Below are 19,922 nucleotides of genomic sequence, written 5' to 3' on the forward strand. Positions count from 1 at the left end.
ATTGATGTTGTAAAAAAAGTAGTATTAGTAGGTTTCTCATATTTTGATTTTAAATATCTAATTCAACCACAATCGGACAATGATCCGAATGTTTTGCTTCGGGTAAAATATAGGCTCTTGAAATTTTTTCTTTTAACGGCTCTGAAACCATCGCATAATCTAAACGCCAACCTTTGTTATTGGCTCTAGAATTTGCGCGATAACTCCACCAAGAATACTCTTGTCTTTCTAGATTTAAATAACGAAAACTATCTGTAAATCCGCTGTCTATAAATTTAGTTAACCACTCTCGTTCTTCGGGTAAAAAACCTGAAACTCCTTTCATTTTAGGATTGTGAATATCAATAGCTTCGTGACATATGTTATAATCACCGCAAATCACTAAATTCGGAATCGTTTTTCTCAAATCAGCGGCATACGCTAAAATTTCATCCATATAATTGAACTTATAATCCAATCTTGCAGCATTAGTTCCTGAAGGTAAATACATACTCATTACCGAAACATTATCAAAATCTACACGTAAATTTCTCCCTTCAAAATCCATCGACTCAATTCCCGTTCCGTATTCAATATGATTTGGTTTTTCTTTACAAAAAACAGCTACTGATGAGTAGCCTTTTTTTTGTGCTGAAAACCAATAATGATAAGGATAACCAGCATTTTCGAACTCCGTTACATCTAACTGTTCCTTATGTGCTTTGGTTTCTTGAATACAAATTACATCTGGATTTGCAGCCTGCAACCAATCGATGAATCCTTTTTTTAATGCGGCACGAATTCCGTTTACGTTGTATGAGATTATTTTCATTAATCTAAAAATATTGGTTTTTTAAGAAAAATCCACGTTAGCTGTTTCTTTTCTCCTGTTTGCGTTTGAATTATTTTTTTTCTTGGTGATAAAAAATATCCTAAAGCAATTGCTAACGCCATTCGAAGCCAACTTGGCTCTACATGAAATACTTTATCTAAAATCAGTAAAAAAAAGATTGCTAAAAGAGGATAAATAATTCTGTGAATTTTCTTTATTAATTGTATCATTTAATCTAAAATAATAGGCTTTTTTAGAAAAAACCAAGTAATTTGAGTTTTCTCTCCAGACTCAGTTTGTATTTTCTTTTTCCTAGGAGAAACCAGTACTGCAAAAAAAGCAGAAACAGCTATTCTGATTCCTAAACTTTCAATATTAAATACTTTATCTAGAATTGCACTTACAAGAAGTACTACTAGAAAAACTACAATAAAGCTGTTTTTAGCTAAAAACTTCATCCTAAATATTCATTTCAGGAATTTCTCCGTTTACAATTAAAGTTCCTGCGGTAGCTTCTTGAATTTCTTCAACCGACACACCTGGAGCTCTTTCTAGTAAATGAAAAGCACCTTCTTTAACTTCTAATACCGCTAAATTGGTAACCACTTTGGTAACGCAACCAACACCTGTTAAAGGCAAAGAACATTCTTTTAATATTTTAGATTCGCCACGTTTGTTGGTATGCATCATAGCAACAATAATATTTTCTGCTGACGCAACTAAATCCATCGCGCCACCCATTCCTTTTACCATTTTTCCTGGAATTTTCCAGTTAGCGATATCACCGTTCTGAGCAACTTCCATCGCCCCTAAAACGGTTAATTGAACGTGTTTACCACGAATCATAGAAAAGCTAGTTGCTGAGTCGAAAATAGAACCACCATCTAAAACAGTAACGGTTTGTTTACCTGCATTTATTAAATCGGCATCTTCAGTTCCTTCAACAGGAAAAGGTCCCATACCTAACAATCCGTTTTCTGATTGAAACTCCACTTCTATTCCTTCAGGTATATAATTTGCTACTAAAGTCGGAATTCCGATACCTAAATTAACGTACCATTTATCTTGTAATTCTTTCGCTATTCTTTGTGCTATTTGTTGTTTACTTAATGCCATTTTGTTACGCTTTAGGAGTTACAGTTCGTTGCTCAATTCTCTTTTCATATTTTTCTCCTTGAAAAATACGTTGCACAAATATCCCTGGAATATGTATTTGATTAGAATCTAAGGTTCCTGCTGGCACTAGCTCTTCTACTTCTGCAACTGTAATCGTTGCTGCACCACACATATTCGGATTAAAATTACGCGCTGTTCCTTTAAAAATTAAATTCCCTGCTGTATCTCCTTTCCATGCTTTTACAAAGGCATAATCTGCTTTAAACGCAGGCTCTAATACATACATTTTTCCATCAAACTCACGAGTTTCTTTTCCTTCTGCTACTTCTGTTCCGTAGCCTGCTGGTGTATAAAACGCTGGAAAACCTGCTTGTGCAGCTCTACATTTTTCAGCTAAAGTTCCTTGTGGTGTTAATTCTACTTCCAACTCACCAGATAACATTTGACGTTCAAACTCATCATTTTCTCCTACATAAGAAGAAATCATTTTTTTAATTTGTTTATTTTGAAGTAACAAACCTAGTCCAAAATCATCTACTCCTGCATTGTTAGAAATACAGGTAACATTTCTTATATTTAATTTTACCAACTCAGCAATTGCATTTTCTGGTATTCCGCATAAACCGAAACCTCCTAACATAAAAGTCATAGAGTCTTTTACACCTGCAACAGCTTCTTGTACGTTATTTACTTTTTTATTTATCATTGTAATTGTTTGTTTAATGCTAAAAAAAATATTCAACCCTCTTATAAAACAGATGCCTATTAAAAATCCGTTTCTTCTTCTGAAGGGTTATCTCCTTCTGTCTCTTCACCTTCTTTTACCTTGGCACAATTAATTTCTATTGAAAGTTTTTGCGAAGGTTTTTCAAAATCTGTTTGACTAATATTTAATGTTTTATCAGCATAACATTTTTGCATAAATAACGCCCATGTTGGTAACGACATTGCTGCTCCTTGTCCTTTACCAATTCCAGCGAAATGCGTTGCTCTGTCTTCACCACCTGTCCAAACACCAGTTGCTAAATTAGGTACAATTCCCATAAACCAACCGTCAGACTGATTTTGAGTTGTTCCTGTTTTTCCGGCAATTGGATTTGTAAATTTATAAGGATGTCCAGTAATATAATCTGGGTATTTACCCAGTAAACGTAAACGAATACCTGATCCACCTGTTGTTACCCCTTTCATTAAATCTAACACAACATATGCCGATTCTTCACTTAAAACTTCTTTTGTTTCTGGTACAAACTCCTGTAAAACTGTTCCGTTTTTATCTTCTATACGAGTGATCATCATCGGACTTACACGTAATCCTTTGTTTGCAAAAGTTGAATACGCACTTACCATTTCTATCAACGATAATTCTACCGCACCTAAAGCAATTGACGGATTTGCTTCAATTTTAGATTTTATTCCTGCTGACTCCGCTAAACGTGCTACGTTTATTGGAGAAACTCTATCAATTAATTGAGCTGACACCACATTAACTGAATTTGCTAATGCTTTTTTTAATGTTAACTCTCCTCCGTATTTATTATCTGAGTTTTTAGGCGTCCAATCTTCTGGCATACCATATTTTTCTTTCGGAATCGTATATAAAACATTCGGTAACTTGTCACAAGGCGACATTTTTAACTGGTTGATTGCTGTTGCGTATACAAAAGGTTTAAAAGTAGAACCTACTTGCCTTTTTTGTTGCTCTACAGCATCGTACTTAAAATATTTGTGATTAATACCTCCTACCCAAGCTTTAATATGACCCGTTTGTGGCTCTATAGATACTAAACCTGAACGTAAGAAATGTTTATAGTAACGAATAGAATCATATGGTGTCATTACCGTATCACGTTCTCCTTTCCAAGAAAACACACGCATATCAACATCTGTATTAAAAGACTTTTCTATTTCTTTTTCTGATTTACCTGCTGCTTTTAAACGTTTATAACGCGTTGAACTTCTTTTACCACGTTTTAAAATATTTAAAACCTGTGATTTATCTAAATCATAAAAAGGGGCATTTTTATTTCTTTTTTGTTCTTTAAAGAAAAAAGATTGCAAGTTTGCCATATGTTCTCTACTCGCTTCTTCTGCATATCGCTGCATACGAGAATCAATCGTAACATGTATTTTTAATCCGTCTTTATAAATATTATAAAACTCTCCATTGTCCTTCGGATTTTCTTTAGCCCATTTTTTTAAACGTTGCTTTAAGTTTTCTCTAAAATAAGTTGCTAATCCATCACTATGACTTTCTGGTGTGAAATTTATTTTTAAAGGCAATTTTTGTAATGAGTCTTTTTCTTTCTCTGTAATAACATCATTTTTTGCCATTTGAGCAAACACCACGTTTCTGCGTTGTAACGATTTATTTCTTGATATTTTTCTATGAGGATTAAACTGTCGTGGGTTTTTTAACATCGCTACTAAAATAGCAGACTCTTGTAAATCTAACTCCATAGGTTCTTTACCAAAATAAATACGTGCCGCAGAACGAATACCAGTTGCACTAAAAAGAAATCCCTGAGTATTTAAATACATCGTTGCTATTTCTTCTTTGGTGTATTGACGCTCTAATTTTACTGCCAATACCCATTCTTTTAACTTTTGAGTAAGTCTTTTAATTTTATTACTTGCCCCCCCTTTATTAAAAAGGTTTTTGGCTAACTGTTGTGTAATTGTACTTGCTCCTCCTTCAGTTCCTAGTTTTGAAACTGCTCTCGCCAAACCTCTAAAGTCTATACCAGAATGTTCGTAAAAACGTTCATCTTCTGTAGCAACTAATGCTTTTATTAAATTTTTAGGTAAATCTTTATATTGAATTGGAGTTCTATTTGCTTTTATGTAATATTTTCCTAATGTTTTTCCGTCAGAAGAGATAACTTCTGTTGCTAAATCTTCTTTAGGATTTTCTAACTCTTCAAAAGTCGGAAGTTCACCAAAAACGCCCCAAGAAGCTAGTAAAAATAGTAATCCCAGTAAAAGGAAACCTCCTAATATGACACCCCAAAACCATTTGATATATTTACTAAAGTTAGTTATTGTTTTTTCTTTCATTATTGTAATTTTTCAATTCTAAATCCCACTTCAGAAATTCCTTTAAGCTCTTCAATTCCTGCAATTTCACCATTTTTTCTCATGGCTTGGTTAATTTTAAATGTATATTCTCCTGTTCTTGGAAATATGATGTTTTCTTTATAAAAAAGTTTATTTTCTTTAATACTTGAAAGTCCTTTTCCTAAAAATTCACCTGTAACATCAGTCATATCATACTCTAAAGTATCAATAATTACTTGTCCGTCAGGGAAATTTATTTGAGCTATTAAAAACAAATTACTATACTCGTAATCCTTATTATTTCTAAGATTTATAAAAAGATTTCTCTTGTTTATAGAATCTTTTACAGGAAAAGTAAACGCAACCGTATTACTCTTATTCCAAGAGTTTTTTGGTAACGTAATATACTCGTCAAAAACTCTTTTAGCATCACACGACGTAATTATAAAAACAGTTAAAAAGAGGATATATATACTATTCTTTTTCATTCTTTTTTTCGTTATTTTTAGCCTCATTAGGCTTTTTTCTTCTCTGATTGTTATTTCTTCTCTTCTGATTGTTCGGTTTTTTATTTTGAGATTGAACGTTTGTATCGCTCTTTTCACTTTCTGATTTCGGGTTGTTTACTCTAGGAGCATTTCTTGGTTTTGGTTTCCTAGTAGCTACCGTTTTTTTATCAGCATCCTTATTTACCACTTTACGTACTGGTTTTCTTTGAGGATTTTTATTAGATTTTTCATCAGCAGATTGAACACCACTACTTTTATTTACAGGATTTCTTTGAGGCCTTCTTTTTGGTTTTGTTTCAGTAGATACAACACCTCTATTTTTGTTTGCTGGTTTTCTTTGTGGGCGTTTTTTATTATTACCACGAGATTTTTTTGGTGCATCAAAACGAGTTAAACTATCTTGTCCTACAACATTTTCAAAATCAACAACAGCTTCTGTAACTATTTCTAACTCATACTCATCTAACGGTAAAGCCAGTTCATTATTTTTATTCAATTCAATAATTTCTTGAACTTGATCTAATGATAATTGAAACCATTTAAAACTTTCGTGTTTATATGTATACCAAAGTATTTTTTTAAAGATATCCATCTTTACAAAAACGGCATCTCCTTTTTCTGTTTTTAGTATTTTATCTTGCTTCGGAAAACTCTGTAAAGCATCTAAGTAAGTATCTAACTCAAAGTTTAAACAACATTTTAGTTTACCACATTGCCCTGCTAACTTTAAAGGGTTTAGTGATAATTGTTGATAACGTGCCGCTGCGGTATTTACTTTTCTAAAATCGGTTAGCCAAGTAGAGCAACAAAGCTCTCTACCACACGAACCAACACCTCCTAAACGAGCTGCTTCTTGACGCATACCAACTTGTTTCATTTCTACACGAATAGAAAAAGTTCCTGCTAAATCTCTAATTAACTGGCGAAAATCTACACGTTCATCAGCTGTATAATAAAAAGTAGCTTTGGTTCCGTCTCCTTGATACTCAACATCCGAAAGTTTCATTTTTAATCCTAAACGACTAATAATTTCTCTTCCTTTTCGTTGTGTTTCTTGCTCTCTATCTCTGGCGGCATGCCAAATATCGATGTCTTTTTGTGTCGCTTTTCGATAAATTTTATTTACTTCTTCACTATCTACTGCTACTTTTCGTTTTTTCATTTGAACTTTTACAAGCTCTCCCGCTAAAGCAACAATACCAATATCGTGACCAGATGAACCTTCAACCGCCACCACATCACCCATAGAAACGGTTAATTTTTCGGTGTTTTTATAAAAATGCTTTCGTCCGTTTTTAAATCGAACTTCAAAAATATTAAATGGAGCTTCACCTGTAGGCAAAGTCATATTCGATAGCCAATCAAAAACGGCCAATTTATTTCCACTTCCGCAGGTACCTGACGCACAATTCCCATTGCTTTTGCATCCATTAGGTACGCCGTCTTTGCTGGTTGAACAACTGTTACAACTCATAATATAGTATATTTTTACAAGCGCTTTTTAAACCTGAAGTTTCCAGTATCAAAAAACACTTTTTTATTATTGATTTTCAGCTAGATAAACTTTTTTATTCTAACCTCCCTTAATCAGTAAAGATACATATTCTATCGAAAATTAAAAATGGATTTTTAGTATAAAAAAACACGCTATAGTTTTATAAAACTATAGCGTGTTAAAATTAAAAATATTGTTTTTTTTATTTAGTTCTTTTTTGCCCAGTTATCTCGTAAACCAACTGTTTTATTAAACACTAAGTTTTCGTCAGTAGAGTCATCATCTACATTAAAATATCCTAAACGTTGAAACTGAAATTGTTGACCAATTTTTGCTGTTTGTAAACTTGGCTCTACAAAAGCAGTAATTTTTTCTAATGAATTAGGATTCACAAATTCCATAAAATCTTTGTCTTTATGGTTATCTGGAGCTTCATCTAAAAACAAACGATCGTATGCTCTTACCTCAGCTTTTACAGCGTGTTTTACAGATACCCAATGTAAGGTTCCTTTTACTTTTCGCTTGCTTTCTTCTGTGTCACTTCCCGATTTTGTTTTCGGGTCATATGTACAGTGAATTACCGTAATTTCTCCGTTTTCATCTTTTTCACAACTTGTTGCAGTAATAAAATAAGCATTTTTAAGACGAACTTCTTTTCCTAATTTTAATCTAAAGAACTTCTTGTTTGCTTCTTCTCTAAAATCTTCTCTTTCGATATAAATTTCTCTTGCAAAAGGAATAATTCTAGTGCCAGAATTTTCATCCTCAGGATTGTTTTCTGCAATTAAAATCTCTTCTTTATCTTCAGGATAATTATCAATAATTACTTTTACAGGATCTAAAACTCCCATAACTCTGTTTGCTGTTTTGTTTAAATCTTCACGGATTTTAAATTCTAACAACGAAACATCAATAATGTTTTCTCTTTTTGATACTCCAACCGTTTCTATAAAATTACGGATTGATGCTGGTGTATAACCACGTCTTCTTAATCCAGAAATTGTTGGCATTCTTGGATCATCCCATCCGTTTACGATTCCTTTTTCTACCAAAGTTAACAACTTACGCTTACTCATAATAGTATAGCTTAAGTTTAAACGAGAAAACTCGCGTTGCTTTGGCGGATTTGGAAATTCAGCTTTACTGTATTCGTACACGTTATCGCGAAACCAGTTGTATAATTCTCTATGAGGTTTAAATTCTAAAGAACATAAAGAGTGTGAAATTTGCTCTAAATAATCACTCTCACCATGCGTCCAATCATACATTGGGTAAATAACCCAGTCGTTTCCTGTTCGGTGGTGTGTTTTCTTTAAAATACGATACATTAATGGATCACGTAATAACATGTTTGGCGATTCCATATCTATTTTAGCTCTTAAAACATGCGTTCCTTCATCAAACTCACCAGCTTTCATTCTGCTGAATAAATCTAAGTTTTCTTCAACAGATCTACTTCTAAAAGGACTATTTGTTCCAACCTTTGTTGGTGTTCCTTTTTGAGCACGCATTTCTTCAGAAGATTGACTATCGATATACGCTTTACCGTCTTTTATTAATAAAACAGCCCAGTCGTATAATTGCTGAAAGTAATCAGATGAATACAATTCATTTGCCCATTTATACCCTAACCAAGTAACATCTTCTTTAATGGCATCTACATACTCTTGCTCTTCTTTAGCAGGGTTTGTATCATCAAAACGTAAGTTTACTGGCGCATTGTATTTTTCACCCAAACCAAAGCTAATTCCGATAGCTTTTGTGTGACCGATATGTAAATATCCGTTAGGTTCTGGCGGAAAACGAAAACGTAAGTTTTCTTTTGGTAATCCGTTTGCAATATCCTCTTCAATAATTTGTTCTAAAAAATTCAATGATTTTTTTTCTTCTGACATCTTCTGTTGAAATTGAAGTGCAAAATTACGGAAAATTTTATCCAAAAAAAGAAAAGCGAAAACCCTTTATAGAGTTTTCGCTTTCAATCTAAATATCTTTCGTTAAATAATTATCAATCCGTATGATGTGATTCTGAAATAAATTCAGAATGACGTTGAAAATTAGTTATCACATCAAATACAATTCGTCAACCTGAACTTGTTTCAGGTTCTCATTATTAGAACCTATCAACATTATGCTATTCTGAAATAAATTCAGAATGACGTTGAAAATTACAATTCGTTATCCATAATTTGTTATAGATCCTTATAACAAAACTGGTTCTCGATACAATTTTATTCCGTTAGCACTTCTTAAAAATCACTCGAACTGACAGTCCGTAAATTTTAATACTTAAAAATAGGCAACAAGTTTAATTTACCTTTTGTACTACTTATTATTTTCCGAACGTGTTATTTTCTTGATTGATGTCTGCCATTAATTTTGACGGATCAATTTCTACAGATTTTACTTCTTTTGAAGTTGTAAATGTATATGTTGGGTGTGCAAACGTCCAATCTGCAATTTTAGTTGCCTTGGTTGGTTTTTCACCACGCATCATACGTAAAGGAATATTAAACGCTTCTTTGCTTCCATCAACATAAGTAACCTCAACATCTATAGGCATTGGCATTTGACCAATTCTCTCTAAAGTAACTTCTTTACCTGAAACAGCTTTTACACCATAATCAATCGTATGTATGGTTTGTGTCCATTCGTTTAAATACCAATCTAAATGAATTCCTGAAACTTTTTCAGCAGTTCGTTTAATATCATTTGGTGTTGGGTGCTTGAAAGAAAAATCGTTAAAATATTTTTTTAATGTTTTTGCAACATTTTCTTCTCCAATAATATATTCTAATTGAGACAAGAAGATATTTCCTTTAGAATAACTTGCAATTCCGTATGCAGTATTTGTATGATACCTATCTGCATGTGTAGTTAATGGCTCTTCTATATTATTTTTTACTACATAATTATAACCTCTATACGATCCTGTATGTGGATTTCCAGCTTTTTTACCTAAAATTTCATTTCCTGCTTTGTTAGAAATATAAGTTGTAAAACCTTCATCCATCCATGGGTGTTTGCTTTCGTTTGTAGCTAATAAAAACTGAAACCAAGTATGTGCCATTTCGTGAGCTGTTACACCAAATAAACTTCCCCAACTACGTTTCCCTGTAATTAAAGTACTCATAGCGTACTCCATTCCGCCATCACCACCTTGAATAACTGAATATTGTTTGTATGGATATTGCCCTATGTTTTCACTAAAGTAAGTCATTAATTCAGCAGTTTTAGGCTGTAATTTTTTCCAGCTTTCTAAATATTTAGCGTCTAATGTTTTCTTGTATAAGAAATGTAAATCGATACCGTTATCCATCGTTAACATATCGTGTTTATATTCTGGATCTGCAGCCCAAGTAAAATCGTGTACGTTTGGCGCTGTAAAATTCCAAGTTAACTTTTCTCCTGACGGAATATTTAAAGCTTTCTTTTTGTTTTCATAACCATGCCCAACTTCTTGTGCATTTTGTAAATATCCTGTACCACCAACTACGTAGTTTTTATCAATATGTAAAGTAACATCAAAATTACCCCAAACACCATGATACTCACGACCTAAATAAGGAGGCGTATGCCATCCTTCAAAATCATATTCGGCCATTTTAGGATACCACTGTGCCATAGACAAAGCAACTCCCTCTGCATTATTACGCCCAGAACGACGAATTTGATTTGGCACCTGTGCATCAAAAATCATATCAAAAGTTACACTTTCTCCTGGTTGAATTGCTTTGTTTAAAGTAACTTCTAAAATTGTACCAACAGTTTCGTGCTTAACAACTGCTCCGTTTTGTTTTAATGAGTTTACTTTGATATATCCTATTTCAGACGGAGATAATTTTACAATTTTATCTGCAATTTTACTACTCGGATCTTTAATGTTTCTCGAACGAACATCCATTTGAGAATTTGGTTGAAAGGCATTAAAATACAAGTGATAAAACACTTTATTTAAAACATCTGGTGAGTTGTTTGTGTACACCAATTTTTGCGTTCCTTTATATTGAAATGTCTTTACATCCATATCAATATCCATTTTATAATCAACATGTTGTTGCCAATAATTTTGACTTGTTGATTTTTTTACTGGTACTTTCGCTACACTATTGTTGTTTGTTGTACTAGTAGCAGCACAAGAAACTATCGATAATAATGAAAGCCCTAATATTATTTTTTTCATATTAAATTGATTTAATTCCTATTGTGGTTAGGGTGTTTTTTAAGTTATTTAATTCGTTTTCATTTTTTAGTATCGTAAAGCTTCGTTTTTTTCCGTTGTGTAATTTTAAAAATACACGTTCTCTTCCTAAAACTTTCTTAACCTCTAGCCCTTCAATTTCTGAAAGATTGTAATTAGTTTTCCAAGATCTTTTAAAGAGATAAAAAAATACTGCAACTACTGATACTATTGCCAATATAAGCATCAAAACAAAAAGAAATTCATTTTTATAATAACGCATCGAAAACAATTGAACTCCCATATTAAGTGCATTAACTAACATTAATACGATTACTAATTTCGAATGAGATGGTACCTCATCTTTAATTTTTAATTGTTCTTTTTGCTTATCAAACTCTAACTGCATAGGTTGTTATTATAACAAAAAAAGGGCATCAAAATAATGCCCTTTTTTTAAATAGTATTCTGTTTTTATTTTCTTCCGTTTACCATTCTATCAGCCATTAAAACTGCATTGTAAGCGTTTACAATACGGCCAGAAACAGATAAATCTGCAAAAGGAACTAAATCTCCTGCTGGATTTGCTCTAGACGTAGATCCTGGTTTTGTAACCATTAAATCGATCTTTGTACCTGAGTTCATAATAATGTGCTTTACCTGGCTTGCAGATAACTGTGGATAGTAAGAACGTATTAATGCCGCTACACCTGCTGTTGCTGGAGAAGCCATTGATGTTCCACTAATTTTTTGATATTTGTTATCAGGAAAAGTTGAGTGTATTTGAACTCCAGGAGCAAAAATATCTACATTTACTTTACCATAGTTTGAAAAACCTGCTGGTAATTTTTCATTATAATTAGCACTCATTGCACCAATCGTTAAGAAATTATCAGAAACCTCTGTTAATTGATCTGGAGCATCGTTTGGAAATGTTTTGTCTACATCGATGTTTTCTCCTGAATTTCCTGCTGCGTTTACAATTAATACATCTTTAGAAGCTGCATATTTAATTGCATCGTAAACCCATTCTTTATTAGGTGAAAAAGCTTTACCAAAACTTGTGTTTATCACTTTTGCACCATTATCAACCGCATAACGAATACCTAAAGCAACATCTTTATCATACTCATCTCCGTCTGATACCGAACGTACAGCCATCATTTTTACATTAGTAGCAACACCGTTCATACCTTTATCATTGTTACGTGTTGCACCAATAATACCTGTTACGTGAGTACCATGAATTTCTCCTTCTTCAGAATGCCCTGTATTTGCATCACCATAACCTGGTTTATCGTTAATATCGTATGCATTATCACCTACAACTGTACGATAATCTGTTTTTAAATTAGCACCACTAACTGCGTCTGAAGCTGTTTTAACTAATTTACTTAATTGTTCTTTTGCTTCTGTTAAAGAACTTAAACCAAAACCATACATTTGTTTTGCTCCGGCTATTGCTTGGTTTAAACCTACATCTGTTGTTTTAATTGCTAAAACTTCTTCTTTGGTATAATCTGCTTTTCCGAAGTGTTTTGCAAAAGCATCATCAGCCATTGTTACTCCAGCTAACATTTGTCCGTAACGCGCTTCATTTGTTTTTGCTGCTTTAACTTTTGTTTCTTGTAAAGCCTTTACTGCTTTTAAAGTTTCTGCATCAGCAATTGATGGATTCATTAAAATACGTTCGTATTCTAAATGTTCTTTGTATGATTTTCCTAAAAAGTTCCATCCGTTGATATCATCAACATATCCATTTTTATCATCGTCAATTCCGTTTCCTGCAATTTCTTTGGTGTTTACCCAAGCAACATCTACTAAATCTTCATGCTTTAAATCTGTACCAGAATCTACAACTCCAACAACAACTTCAATACCTTTTTTTCCTTTTAAGAATTCGTATGCTTTATCAACACTCATTCCTGGAATAGAATCGGTTGCTAAATCTAAATGATGCCAGTTATCTTTTTCATACGCTGTTAATTCAGCTTTTTTTGCTGACATAGTAACTATTGTGTTACTACCTGTTGGCACTACCTGTTTACTTACTGATGAACAACCTACTAAAGAGGTAATTGCAATTGCTGAGTAAAATACGGGTTTTAAAATTCTCATAATGTTTCTCTTAATTAAATATATCTGTAAAATTATAACTCTCTTTTAATCGCACTCCTTTTTCGGTGTGCTTTACTGTTATTAACTCGTTATAAGCATCGTGCTCTAAAAACAAGTAAAACTCTTTGTCTGCTGCTTCTTTTAAAAAGATTTCTTTTTCTTGCAACGTTAATAACGGTCGTGTATCATAACCCATTATGTAAGGCAAAGGAATATGACCCGCGGTTGGTAATAAATCGGCCATGAAAACAACTGTTTTTCCTTGATATTGAATTTTAGGTAACATTTGTTTTTCGGTATGTCCATCCATAAACAACACATCAAAACCTACTTGGTTTTGGCTATTTTTATTGATGAAGTTTAGCTGTCCGTTTTCTTTTATAGGTTGTATGTTTTCTTTTAAAAATGATGCTTTTTCACGCGCATTAGGCTCAATTGCCCATTGCCAATGCCCTTCATTACTCCACACTTTTGCATTTTTAAAGGCAGGCATAAAACCTGTTTTATCTTTATTCCATTGAATAACACCTCCACAATGATCAAAATGTAAATGCGTTAAAAATACATCTGTAATATCATCTCTATGAAAACCATATTTAGCAAGTGATGCATCTAGTGAAAAATCACCAAACATATAATAATACCCAAAAAATTTATCTGATTGTTTATTTCCTATTCCGGTATCAATAAGTGTAAGTCTATCGCCATCTTCAATAAGTATACAACGCATACTCATTGATATTAAATTTTTATCGTCGGCAGGGTTTGTTTTTTGCCAAATTGATTTCGGAACTACGCCAAACATAGCGCCACCGTCTAATTTAAAATTACCTGTTTCTATGGGATAAATTCGCATACCTACAAATATGCGGAATTTTAACGAAAGTTTTTGTTAATAAAAACAAAAAAAGACACGCCAAATGACGAGTCTTTTTTTTTATGATATACTCTATTACTGAGTAATGCCAGTAACCCAACTTGAAACAAGCTCTAGTACTTTTGGTGAAATGGTTTGTTCAATTTTTCTATACTCATTCATTCTCCCAGTTTCGCACTCTTGAAAAAAGTGATTCAAATTTTCTAATTCTACTATTTTATACGCTTTATTTCCTCCTTTAATTAATGCTTTTCGGATTCCTTCTTGATTTATCTTAGCATTTACCTGTGTGTCTTTACTTCCATTTAAGGATAAAACCGGAATTTTTAATTTCTCAATTTCATCTGCTGGATTGTATTGTAAAAAGTAACGCGACCAAGGCTTTAAACTTGTTTTTAATTGATTTTTTATAAATGCATTAATATTTTTTTCCGGTACATTTAAAGACGTTAATATTGGTCGTATAAAGTTATTATAATGAGCCGTTAACTCTTTTTTAATTTCTGATGTGCTTTTATTAGACGTTACAATTGCAATGGCTTTTCTTGTGTTTTTTTCGTAAGCCACTTCATCTTTAACAGGAAACTGTCTTAATGTTTTAGATTGTATTACTGATAATTCTGTACCAGAAATACCAGTAGAAGCCAGCAACACCATAAAAGCAACATCTTTGGAATTATTAGCCGCTAAAGGTGCAATAATACCACCTTCACTATGACCAATTAAACCAATTTTTTTCGCATCAATATCCTTTCTTGTTTTTAAATAGGTAATAGCGCTCAATACATCTTTCGAAAAATCCTCAGTTGTTGCATTACCAAAGTCTCCTGTAGATTTTCCGTGTCCACGATCATCAAAACGTAAAACACCAATGCCTTGTTTTGTTAAATGGTCTGAAAGTACTAAAAAAGGTTTGTGTCCCATAAAACTCTCGTCTCTATCCTGTAGCTACTTCCGCTAATTAAAATAACCACTGGAAATTTTCCATTTTTATTTGGTAAAGTTAGTGTACCTGCCAAAGATACCTTAGCTTCTTTATTATTAAAAACTACTTCTTCTTCATAATAAGGATAAGGTTTAACAGGTTCTTGTGGCCTTTTTGAATCTTCAATTTTTATGGCTCCTTTTTTTAAATGTAAGGCCATCTCTATTCCCCCTTCTTTATAAGTTCCTTCAAATTGTTTTGCTTCTTTATTATAAATACCTTCATAATACATTCCAACATTAGAACCATTAATTATTAACTTCTCATTTACAAAAGTTGTTTTTGTAGGTTTAATACCCGAAACTCTAAATGTAGGAACACTCATTGTGGTTGAATAAGTGTTATTGTCTTGTGTTATGTTAAAAACGAATGTGATTTCTTTAGTTCCTCTTTTTGCTATTCCGTTCCAAGTTCCCGAAACGTCTTGCGAAAACACACTTGTAATTGTTACCGTAATAAAAAATATAATTGCAATAAATAGTCTCATAATTGTTAAGTTTTTGAATGTAATTATCCTAGCCAAGTATAATTTAGCTGTGATATGTTTAAAAAATAATTTTGTTTTTTTTGAAAAAGATAGCTTTACTTTAACACTATCTTAAAGTATATTTCCTGCTGCTTTTACTTGTGTATCTTTTTGTTTACCCATAATTGAACCAACAAGCATTCCGCCAATTAATCCTAAAGAAATCCCTAAAGAGCGTTCTAAATTTGATAAAATAGCAATTCCAAATAAAAGTCCAAATGACAAACCTAAACCCATGTATCTGTTCGTGTAATATCCTTTAGGTGTTAATGAAAATGTTTCTTTTAAATAGTTTTCGAAAGTATTAAGCGCAGTTTTAAAATACTTTTTTTTATTCTGCGGATTTGAAGCCAACTTTAAATTTGCTAGTTTATTTTCTATCGATTTTATTTCTTCATCTGAAAAAGTTCTTTCTTTTAATTTTGATAAAATATGAAGAAACTTTTCATAAATTTTAATTTCTGATTTGTTGGAAGATTTGACAGATAAATTTTCTAAAAAAATTGAAGCTTCTTGAATAGTCATAATAATTAATGTTTTCTTAATTAGTGGCTTAAAACAAAATTTATTACAGGTGATCGTAATTATTTTTTCGTTTTAACTATTTAAATGTTCCATATCTGCTAATAATTGTTCTAGTTTTTTAAACACTCTTCCGTACACCAGATTTAAATCCCACTTATAAATTCTACCTCCAAAGGTAGCTAGCAGAATTAAAATAATAATTACAATTACGATTCCTAATAAAGGTATTCCGAACACAAGATAAACATCTGGAAAACCATATAAAATTTCAATTACCAACCGCTCACCTAAAGGCATTCCTTCAGCTTCTTTAAACCAAAATCCTATGATAAATGATATAAAAATTATTGGATATAAAAATTTAGAGATTTTTACGTTTATAGAAATTTGCTTTTTAATCCAATCATTAAATGTTTTTAAATATTGATAACTACTAACACCTTTTTCTATTTTTTCTAGATCATTTAGTAATTTTTTATTTATAAATACTAAAACACTTAATGCTATAAAAAAGATAATTCCCATCCACGGAATACCAACAAATACAGATACTACTAAAAAAACAAAAGAGAATGCAACAATTGTAATCAAGTTTATTTTAAACATCCTTTTAAATTTATCAATGATATGAATTGATTTTTGATTGTAAAGGTTATTTATTTTTGGAGCTATTAATGCATCTTTTTTTAGAAACCCTTCTTTCCAAATATTTTCAATTGATTTTTCCATCTAATATCTTTTTTAAGCGTTCTTTTATTCTTTTAATTCTAACACCAATATTATTGGTTGTTGTTCCCATAATTTCGGCAATTTCTTTATATGATTTTTCTTCTAAATACAACAAGATAACCCCTCTATCTATTTCAGATAATTGTCGTATTGCACGGTATAATTCATTTAGATTTTCATCAGAAAAAGCAAAATTATCTTCCGTTAATTCATTCGGAAGTGCATCTGAAGTAAACTGATGTCCTTTCTTTTTGTCTTTCTTCAATAATGTTAAACAAACATTTAATGAAATTCGATATACCCAAGTACTCCACAGTGATTGTTCGTTAAAATTATCTTTGCTACGCCAAATTTGTAAGCAAACTTCTTGATAATAATCTTCAAAATCTTCTTGCGAATTCGTGTAAGCCCTACACAATTTAATAATAATGCCAGTATATGGTAAAATTGATATGTTATAAAAATCGCTGCTCAATGTGAGGTTTTATAAGTTAGTGGCTACTTTTTAAATTTATTACAGCCATTGTAAAAATATATTTTACAATCTCATTATTACTTTATTTTCTAAACTATCTTTACTTTTTTTAATTGAAAACAATGCACACTACATCCTTCTTAAATTACATCAATAAATATATCGATTTAACTTCGGATGAAGAAGCTTTGTTACTTTCTAAAATAGTTCGCAGAAAATATCTTAAAGATCAATATATTGTACAACAAGGTGATATTTGTAAAACGGAATGTTTTATTTTGTCTGGATGTACCAAAACTTTTTATGTTGATGATGAAGGGCAAGAACATATTGTAATGTTTGCTATTGAAGATTGGTGGACATCAGACATGGGTAGTTTTATAACCCAAACCCCTGCCGATTACAATATACAATGTATTGAAAATACCGAACTTTTTCAGATTTCTTATGATATTATTGAAGAGCTTTATATAGAAATTCCAAAATTAGAACGTTTTTTTAGAAAAATTATTGAACGCGCCTTAGTCGCTTCACAAAAACGTATTGTTAGTAATTTTAGTCTTACCGCAAAAGAAAGATATTTGCTCTTTAAAGAAACATATCCGAAGATAGAACAACGCGTTCCGCAATATATGATTGCTTCTTATTTAGGAATCACCAAAGAATTTTTAAGCAAAATTAAAAGTCAACTTATTCAAAATCAATAAATGTTAATCTAGTTTAACATCATTTCATAAACTACTTCATTTTCTAAAAATGTTTTGTTTTAGACATTTGTATCATCATATTTAAAACACAAAAGATGAATACATTATTAGAAAAAATTAGCACAATTAACGATATGATTTTACAAGGAAAAGCCTTAAAAGCTTTTGATGAGTTTTATCATAACGATGTTGTAATGCAAGAAAACGACACCCCTATTGTTAAAGGAAAAGCTGCTAACAGACAACGCGAAGAAGAATTTTTTGCTGCAATTACCGATTTTAGAGGTGCGCAACCTTTAAAAGTAACCATAGGCGAAAACACCACCATGGTTGAATGGCATTTTGATTATACTCATAAAGATTGGGGAATTAGAAACTACACCCAAGTTGCCGTACAAAACTGGAGGGACGGAAAAATAATTAAAGAAAAATTTTATTACGGAGCTTAAACTATAACACTAACAATTTAAAAAAACAAAATGAATAAATCAATAAAAAACATCGCAACTATTGCCTTTATGGCTCTTTTAACTTTTTCTTTTACAACTATAAAAAAAGAAAGAAAGGAAATTAACGTTAATAAAAGTAATGTAATCTGGAAAGGCTATAAAGTTACTGGATCTCACCAAGGAACTATTGCAATAAAATCGGGTCATTTAAACTTTAATGACAATAAATTAACTGGAGGAGCATTTGTTATTAATATGTTATCTATTAATAATACCGACTTAGACGGAGAATACAAAGGTAAACTGGAAGGACATTTAAAATCAGATGATTTTTTTGGCGTAAAAAAATTTCCAACAGCAACTTTAAAATTTAAAAAAGTAAAAAGTATTGGAAAAAATGCTTACAAAGTTACTGGAGATCTTACTATTAAAGGAAAAACAAACTCTGTTAAATTTACACTTTCTGTTTATGGAAATAAAGCTAGTGTATCTTTAAAAATTGATCGCTCAAAATTTAATGTGAAATACGGTTCTACAAGTTTTTTCGATAATTTAAAAGACAAAGCTATTTACGATGAATTTGATTTAGTTGCAGATTTAGAATTTTAAACTATGAAACAATTCGGAATACTCATATTACTTTGCAGTATCGTTTTAAGTAGCTGTAACCTAAATAAAAAAACAGCTATTGTTAATTCGAACACAACTGAAGTACATGTTGATACTTTAACAAAACACTTAAAACCATTTAAATCTGAATTACCTACCATTGGTCTTTTAATTTATAGCGGTGTGTTACAAACAGAAATAACAGCTCCTTCAGATGTTTTTGCAAAACATAGTCAAAACGGCAAACAACTTTTTAATGTAATTACAATTGCACAAACTAAAAATGCCATTACCACAGAAGAAGGTTTAAGAATTTTACCTGATTATACTTTTAATAACGTGCCAAAATTAACTGCCTTAGTAGTTCCTAGTGGTTACGATATGTACTCACAAGTACGCAATGAAAAACTTGTAAATTTTATAATAGAAAAGAACAAGGAAACAACCTATACGGTAAGTAATTGCGGTGGCGCACAATTAATTGGAAAATCTGGTATTGCAGACGGTAAAAAGATTGTAACTTGGATTGGTGGTGGAACACAATTACAAAAGGATTACCCTAATTTATTGGTACAAGACGATACTAAAATAGCTTATGTTGAAGATGGTAAATTTTTATCATCTAACGGAAACTTAGTTAGTTATATTTCAGCACTAAAATTAGTAGAAAAAATGAGTAGCCCTGAACATAGAAAATATGTAGAATCGTATTTATTTCTTGATAGATTTAAAAACTGGAAAGAGTAATTTTTTA

Annotated in this window: 22 protein-coding genes; 4 read left to right on the plus strand and 18 right to left on the minus strand. The window is 31.6% G+C overall.

Annotated features, from left to right (window positions below):
- Positions 1 to 49: 49 nt before the first annotated feature.
- From PG912_RS13225 to PG912_RS13310, 18 genes are all read right to left on the minus strand, one after another.
- On the minus strand, positions 50 to 811 hold the full coding sequence (locus tag PG912_RS13225; protein ID WP_275687912.1) for an exodeoxyribonuclease III: 762 nt from the start codon (positions 809 to 811) through the stop codon (positions 50 to 52).
- The gene (locus PG912_RS13230; protein WP_275687913.1) at positions 811 to 1,041 is read right to left on the minus strand and encodes a hypothetical protein; all 231 of its coding nucleotides are present in this window, start codon (positions 1,039 to 1,041) and stop codon (positions 811 to 813) included. Before PG912_RS13230 ends, PG912_RS13225 begins: the two co-directional genes overlap by 1 nt.
- Positions 1,042 to 1,269 (minus strand): hypothetical protein, encoded by a 228-nt coding sequence (locus tag PG912_RS13235; RefSeq protein WP_260587269.1) that lies wholly within the window; start codon positions 1,267 to 1,269, stop codon positions 1,042 to 1,044.
- A gap of 1 nt (position 1,270) precedes the next feature.
- A complete protein-coding gene (locus PG912_RS13240) occupies positions 1,271 to 1,927 on the minus strand; it encodes a CoA transferase subunit B (protein ID WP_260587270.1) in 657 nt (218 codons plus the stop codon).
- Positions 1,928 to 1,931: 4 nt separating this feature from the next.
- Complete coding sequence (locus tag PG912_RS13245; protein ID WP_275687914.1) at positions 1,932 to 2,633, minus strand: CoA transferase subunit A; 702 nt, start codon at positions 2,631 to 2,633, stop codon at positions 1,932 to 1,934.
- A gap of 59 nt (positions 2,634 to 2,692) precedes the next feature.
- Entirely contained in the window at positions 2,693 to 4,984 is a 2,292-nt protein-coding gene (locus PG912_RS13250) for a transglycosylase domain-containing protein (RefSeq protein ID WP_275687915.1), read from the minus strand.
- Positions 4,984 to 5,472: a gliding motility lipoprotein GldH gene (locus tag PG912_RS13255; RefSeq protein ID WP_260587273.1), complete on the minus strand. Its 489-nt coding sequence runs from the start codon at positions 5,470 to 5,472 to the stop codon at positions 4,984 to 4,986. Before PG912_RS13255 ends, PG912_RS13250 begins: the two co-directional genes overlap by 1 nt.
- On the minus strand, positions 5,459 to 6,967 hold the full coding sequence (locus PG912_RS13260) for a PSP1 domain-containing protein (RefSeq protein WP_275687916.1): 1,509 nt from the start codon (positions 6,965 to 6,967) through the stop codon (positions 5,459 to 5,461). Before PG912_RS13260 ends, PG912_RS13255 begins: the two co-directional genes overlap by 14 nt.
- Positions 6,968 to 7,194: 227 nt before the next feature.
- Positions 7,195 to 8,883, minus strand: a complete 1,689-nt coding sequence (locus PG912_RS13265) for a glutamine--tRNA ligase/YqeY domain fusion protein (protein ID WP_275687917.1) — start codon at positions 8,881 to 8,883, stop codon at positions 7,195 to 7,197.
- Positions 8,884 to 9,320: 437 nt separating this feature from the next.
- Entirely contained in the window at positions 9,321 to 11,171 is a 1,851-nt protein-coding gene (locus PG912_RS13270) for a M1 family metallopeptidase (RefSeq protein ID WP_275687918.1), read from the minus strand.
- Position 11,172: 1 nt separating this feature from the next.
- Positions 11,173 to 11,577 (minus strand): DUF2101 family protein, encoded by a 405-nt coding sequence (locus PG912_RS13275; protein WP_260587278.1) that lies wholly within the window; start codon positions 11,575 to 11,577, stop codon positions 11,173 to 11,175.
- A 65-nt stretch (positions 11,578 to 11,642) separates the two neighbouring features.
- On the minus strand, positions 11,643 to 13,286 hold the full coding sequence (locus PG912_RS13280) for a S8 family peptidase (protein ID WP_275687919.1): 1,644 nt from the start codon (positions 13,284 to 13,286) through the stop codon (positions 11,643 to 11,645).
- 10 nt (positions 13,287 to 13,296) lie between these two features.
- Complete coding sequence (locus tag PG912_RS13285) at positions 13,297 to 14,142, minus strand: MBL fold metallo-hydrolase (RefSeq protein ID WP_275687920.1); 846 nt, start codon at positions 14,140 to 14,142, stop codon at positions 13,297 to 13,299.
- 96 nt (positions 14,143 to 14,238) lie between these two features.
- Positions 14,239 to 15,087, minus strand: coding sequence for an alpha/beta hydrolase family protein (locus PG912_RS13290; protein ID WP_275687921.1), 849 nt, complete (start codon positions 15,085 to 15,087; stop codon positions 14,239 to 14,241).
- Complete coding sequence (locus PG912_RS13295) at positions 15,066 to 15,635, minus strand: hypothetical protein (protein ID WP_275687922.1); 570 nt, start codon at positions 15,633 to 15,635, stop codon at positions 15,066 to 15,068. Before PG912_RS13295 ends, PG912_RS13290 begins: the two co-directional genes overlap by 22 nt.
- A 111-nt stretch (positions 15,636 to 15,746) precedes the next feature.
- On the minus strand, positions 15,747 to 16,199 hold the full coding sequence (locus tag PG912_RS13300; RefSeq protein WP_275687923.1) for a hypothetical protein: 453 nt from the start codon (positions 16,197 to 16,199) through the stop codon (positions 15,747 to 15,749).
- 72 nt (positions 16,200 to 16,271) lie between these two features.
- Positions 16,272 to 16,928 (minus strand): hypothetical protein, encoded by a 657-nt coding sequence (locus PG912_RS13305; RefSeq protein WP_275687924.1) that lies wholly within the window; start codon positions 16,926 to 16,928, stop codon positions 16,272 to 16,274.
- Positions 16,912 to 17,403: an RNA polymerase sigma factor gene (locus PG912_RS13310; RefSeq protein ID WP_275687925.1), complete on the minus strand. Its 492-nt coding sequence runs from the start codon at positions 17,401 to 17,403 to the stop codon at positions 16,912 to 16,914. The genes PG912_RS13305 and PG912_RS13310 overlap by 17 nt, the downstream gene beginning before the upstream one ends.
- Before the next feature lie 122 nt (positions 17,404 to 17,525).
- Between PG912_RS13310 and PG912_RS13315 the strand changes: the two genes are divergently transcribed.
- The 4 genes from PG912_RS13315 to PG912_RS13330 all read left to right on the plus strand — a co-directional run bounded on the left by PG912_RS13315 (position 17,526) and on the right by PG912_RS13330 (position 19,915).
- On the plus strand, positions 17,526 to 18,110 hold the full coding sequence (locus tag PG912_RS13315) for a Crp/Fnr family transcriptional regulator (protein WP_275687926.1): 585 nt from the start codon (positions 17,526 to 17,528) through the stop codon (positions 18,108 to 18,110).
- A gap of 95 nt (positions 18,111 to 18,205) precedes the next feature.
- Positions 18,206 to 18,559 carry a SnoaL-like domain-containing protein gene (locus PG912_RS13320; RefSeq protein WP_275687927.1) on the plus strand — a complete coding sequence of 118 codons (354 nt, stop codon included), beginning with the start codon at positions 18,206 to 18,208 and terminating at the stop codon, positions 18,557 to 18,559.
- Positions 18,560 to 18,589: 30 nt separating this feature from the next.
- On the plus strand, positions 18,590 to 19,168 hold the full coding sequence (locus PG912_RS13325) for a YceI family protein (RefSeq protein ID WP_260587288.1): 579 nt from the start codon (positions 18,590 to 18,592) through the stop codon (positions 19,166 to 19,168).
- A 3-nt stretch (positions 19,169 to 19,171) separates the two neighbouring features.
- A complete protein-coding gene (locus tag PG912_RS13330; RefSeq protein ID WP_260587289.1) occupies positions 19,172 to 19,915 on the plus strand; it encodes a DJ-1/PfpI family protein in 744 nt (247 codons plus the stop codon).
- The last annotated feature ends 7 nt before the right edge of the window (positions 19,916 to 19,922 follow it).

It is taken from the genome of Tenacibaculum retecalamus (genome assembly GCF_027941755.1).
GTDB lineage: Bacteria > Bacteroidota > Bacteroidia > Flavobacteriales > Flavobacteriaceae > Polaribacter > Polaribacter haliotis_B.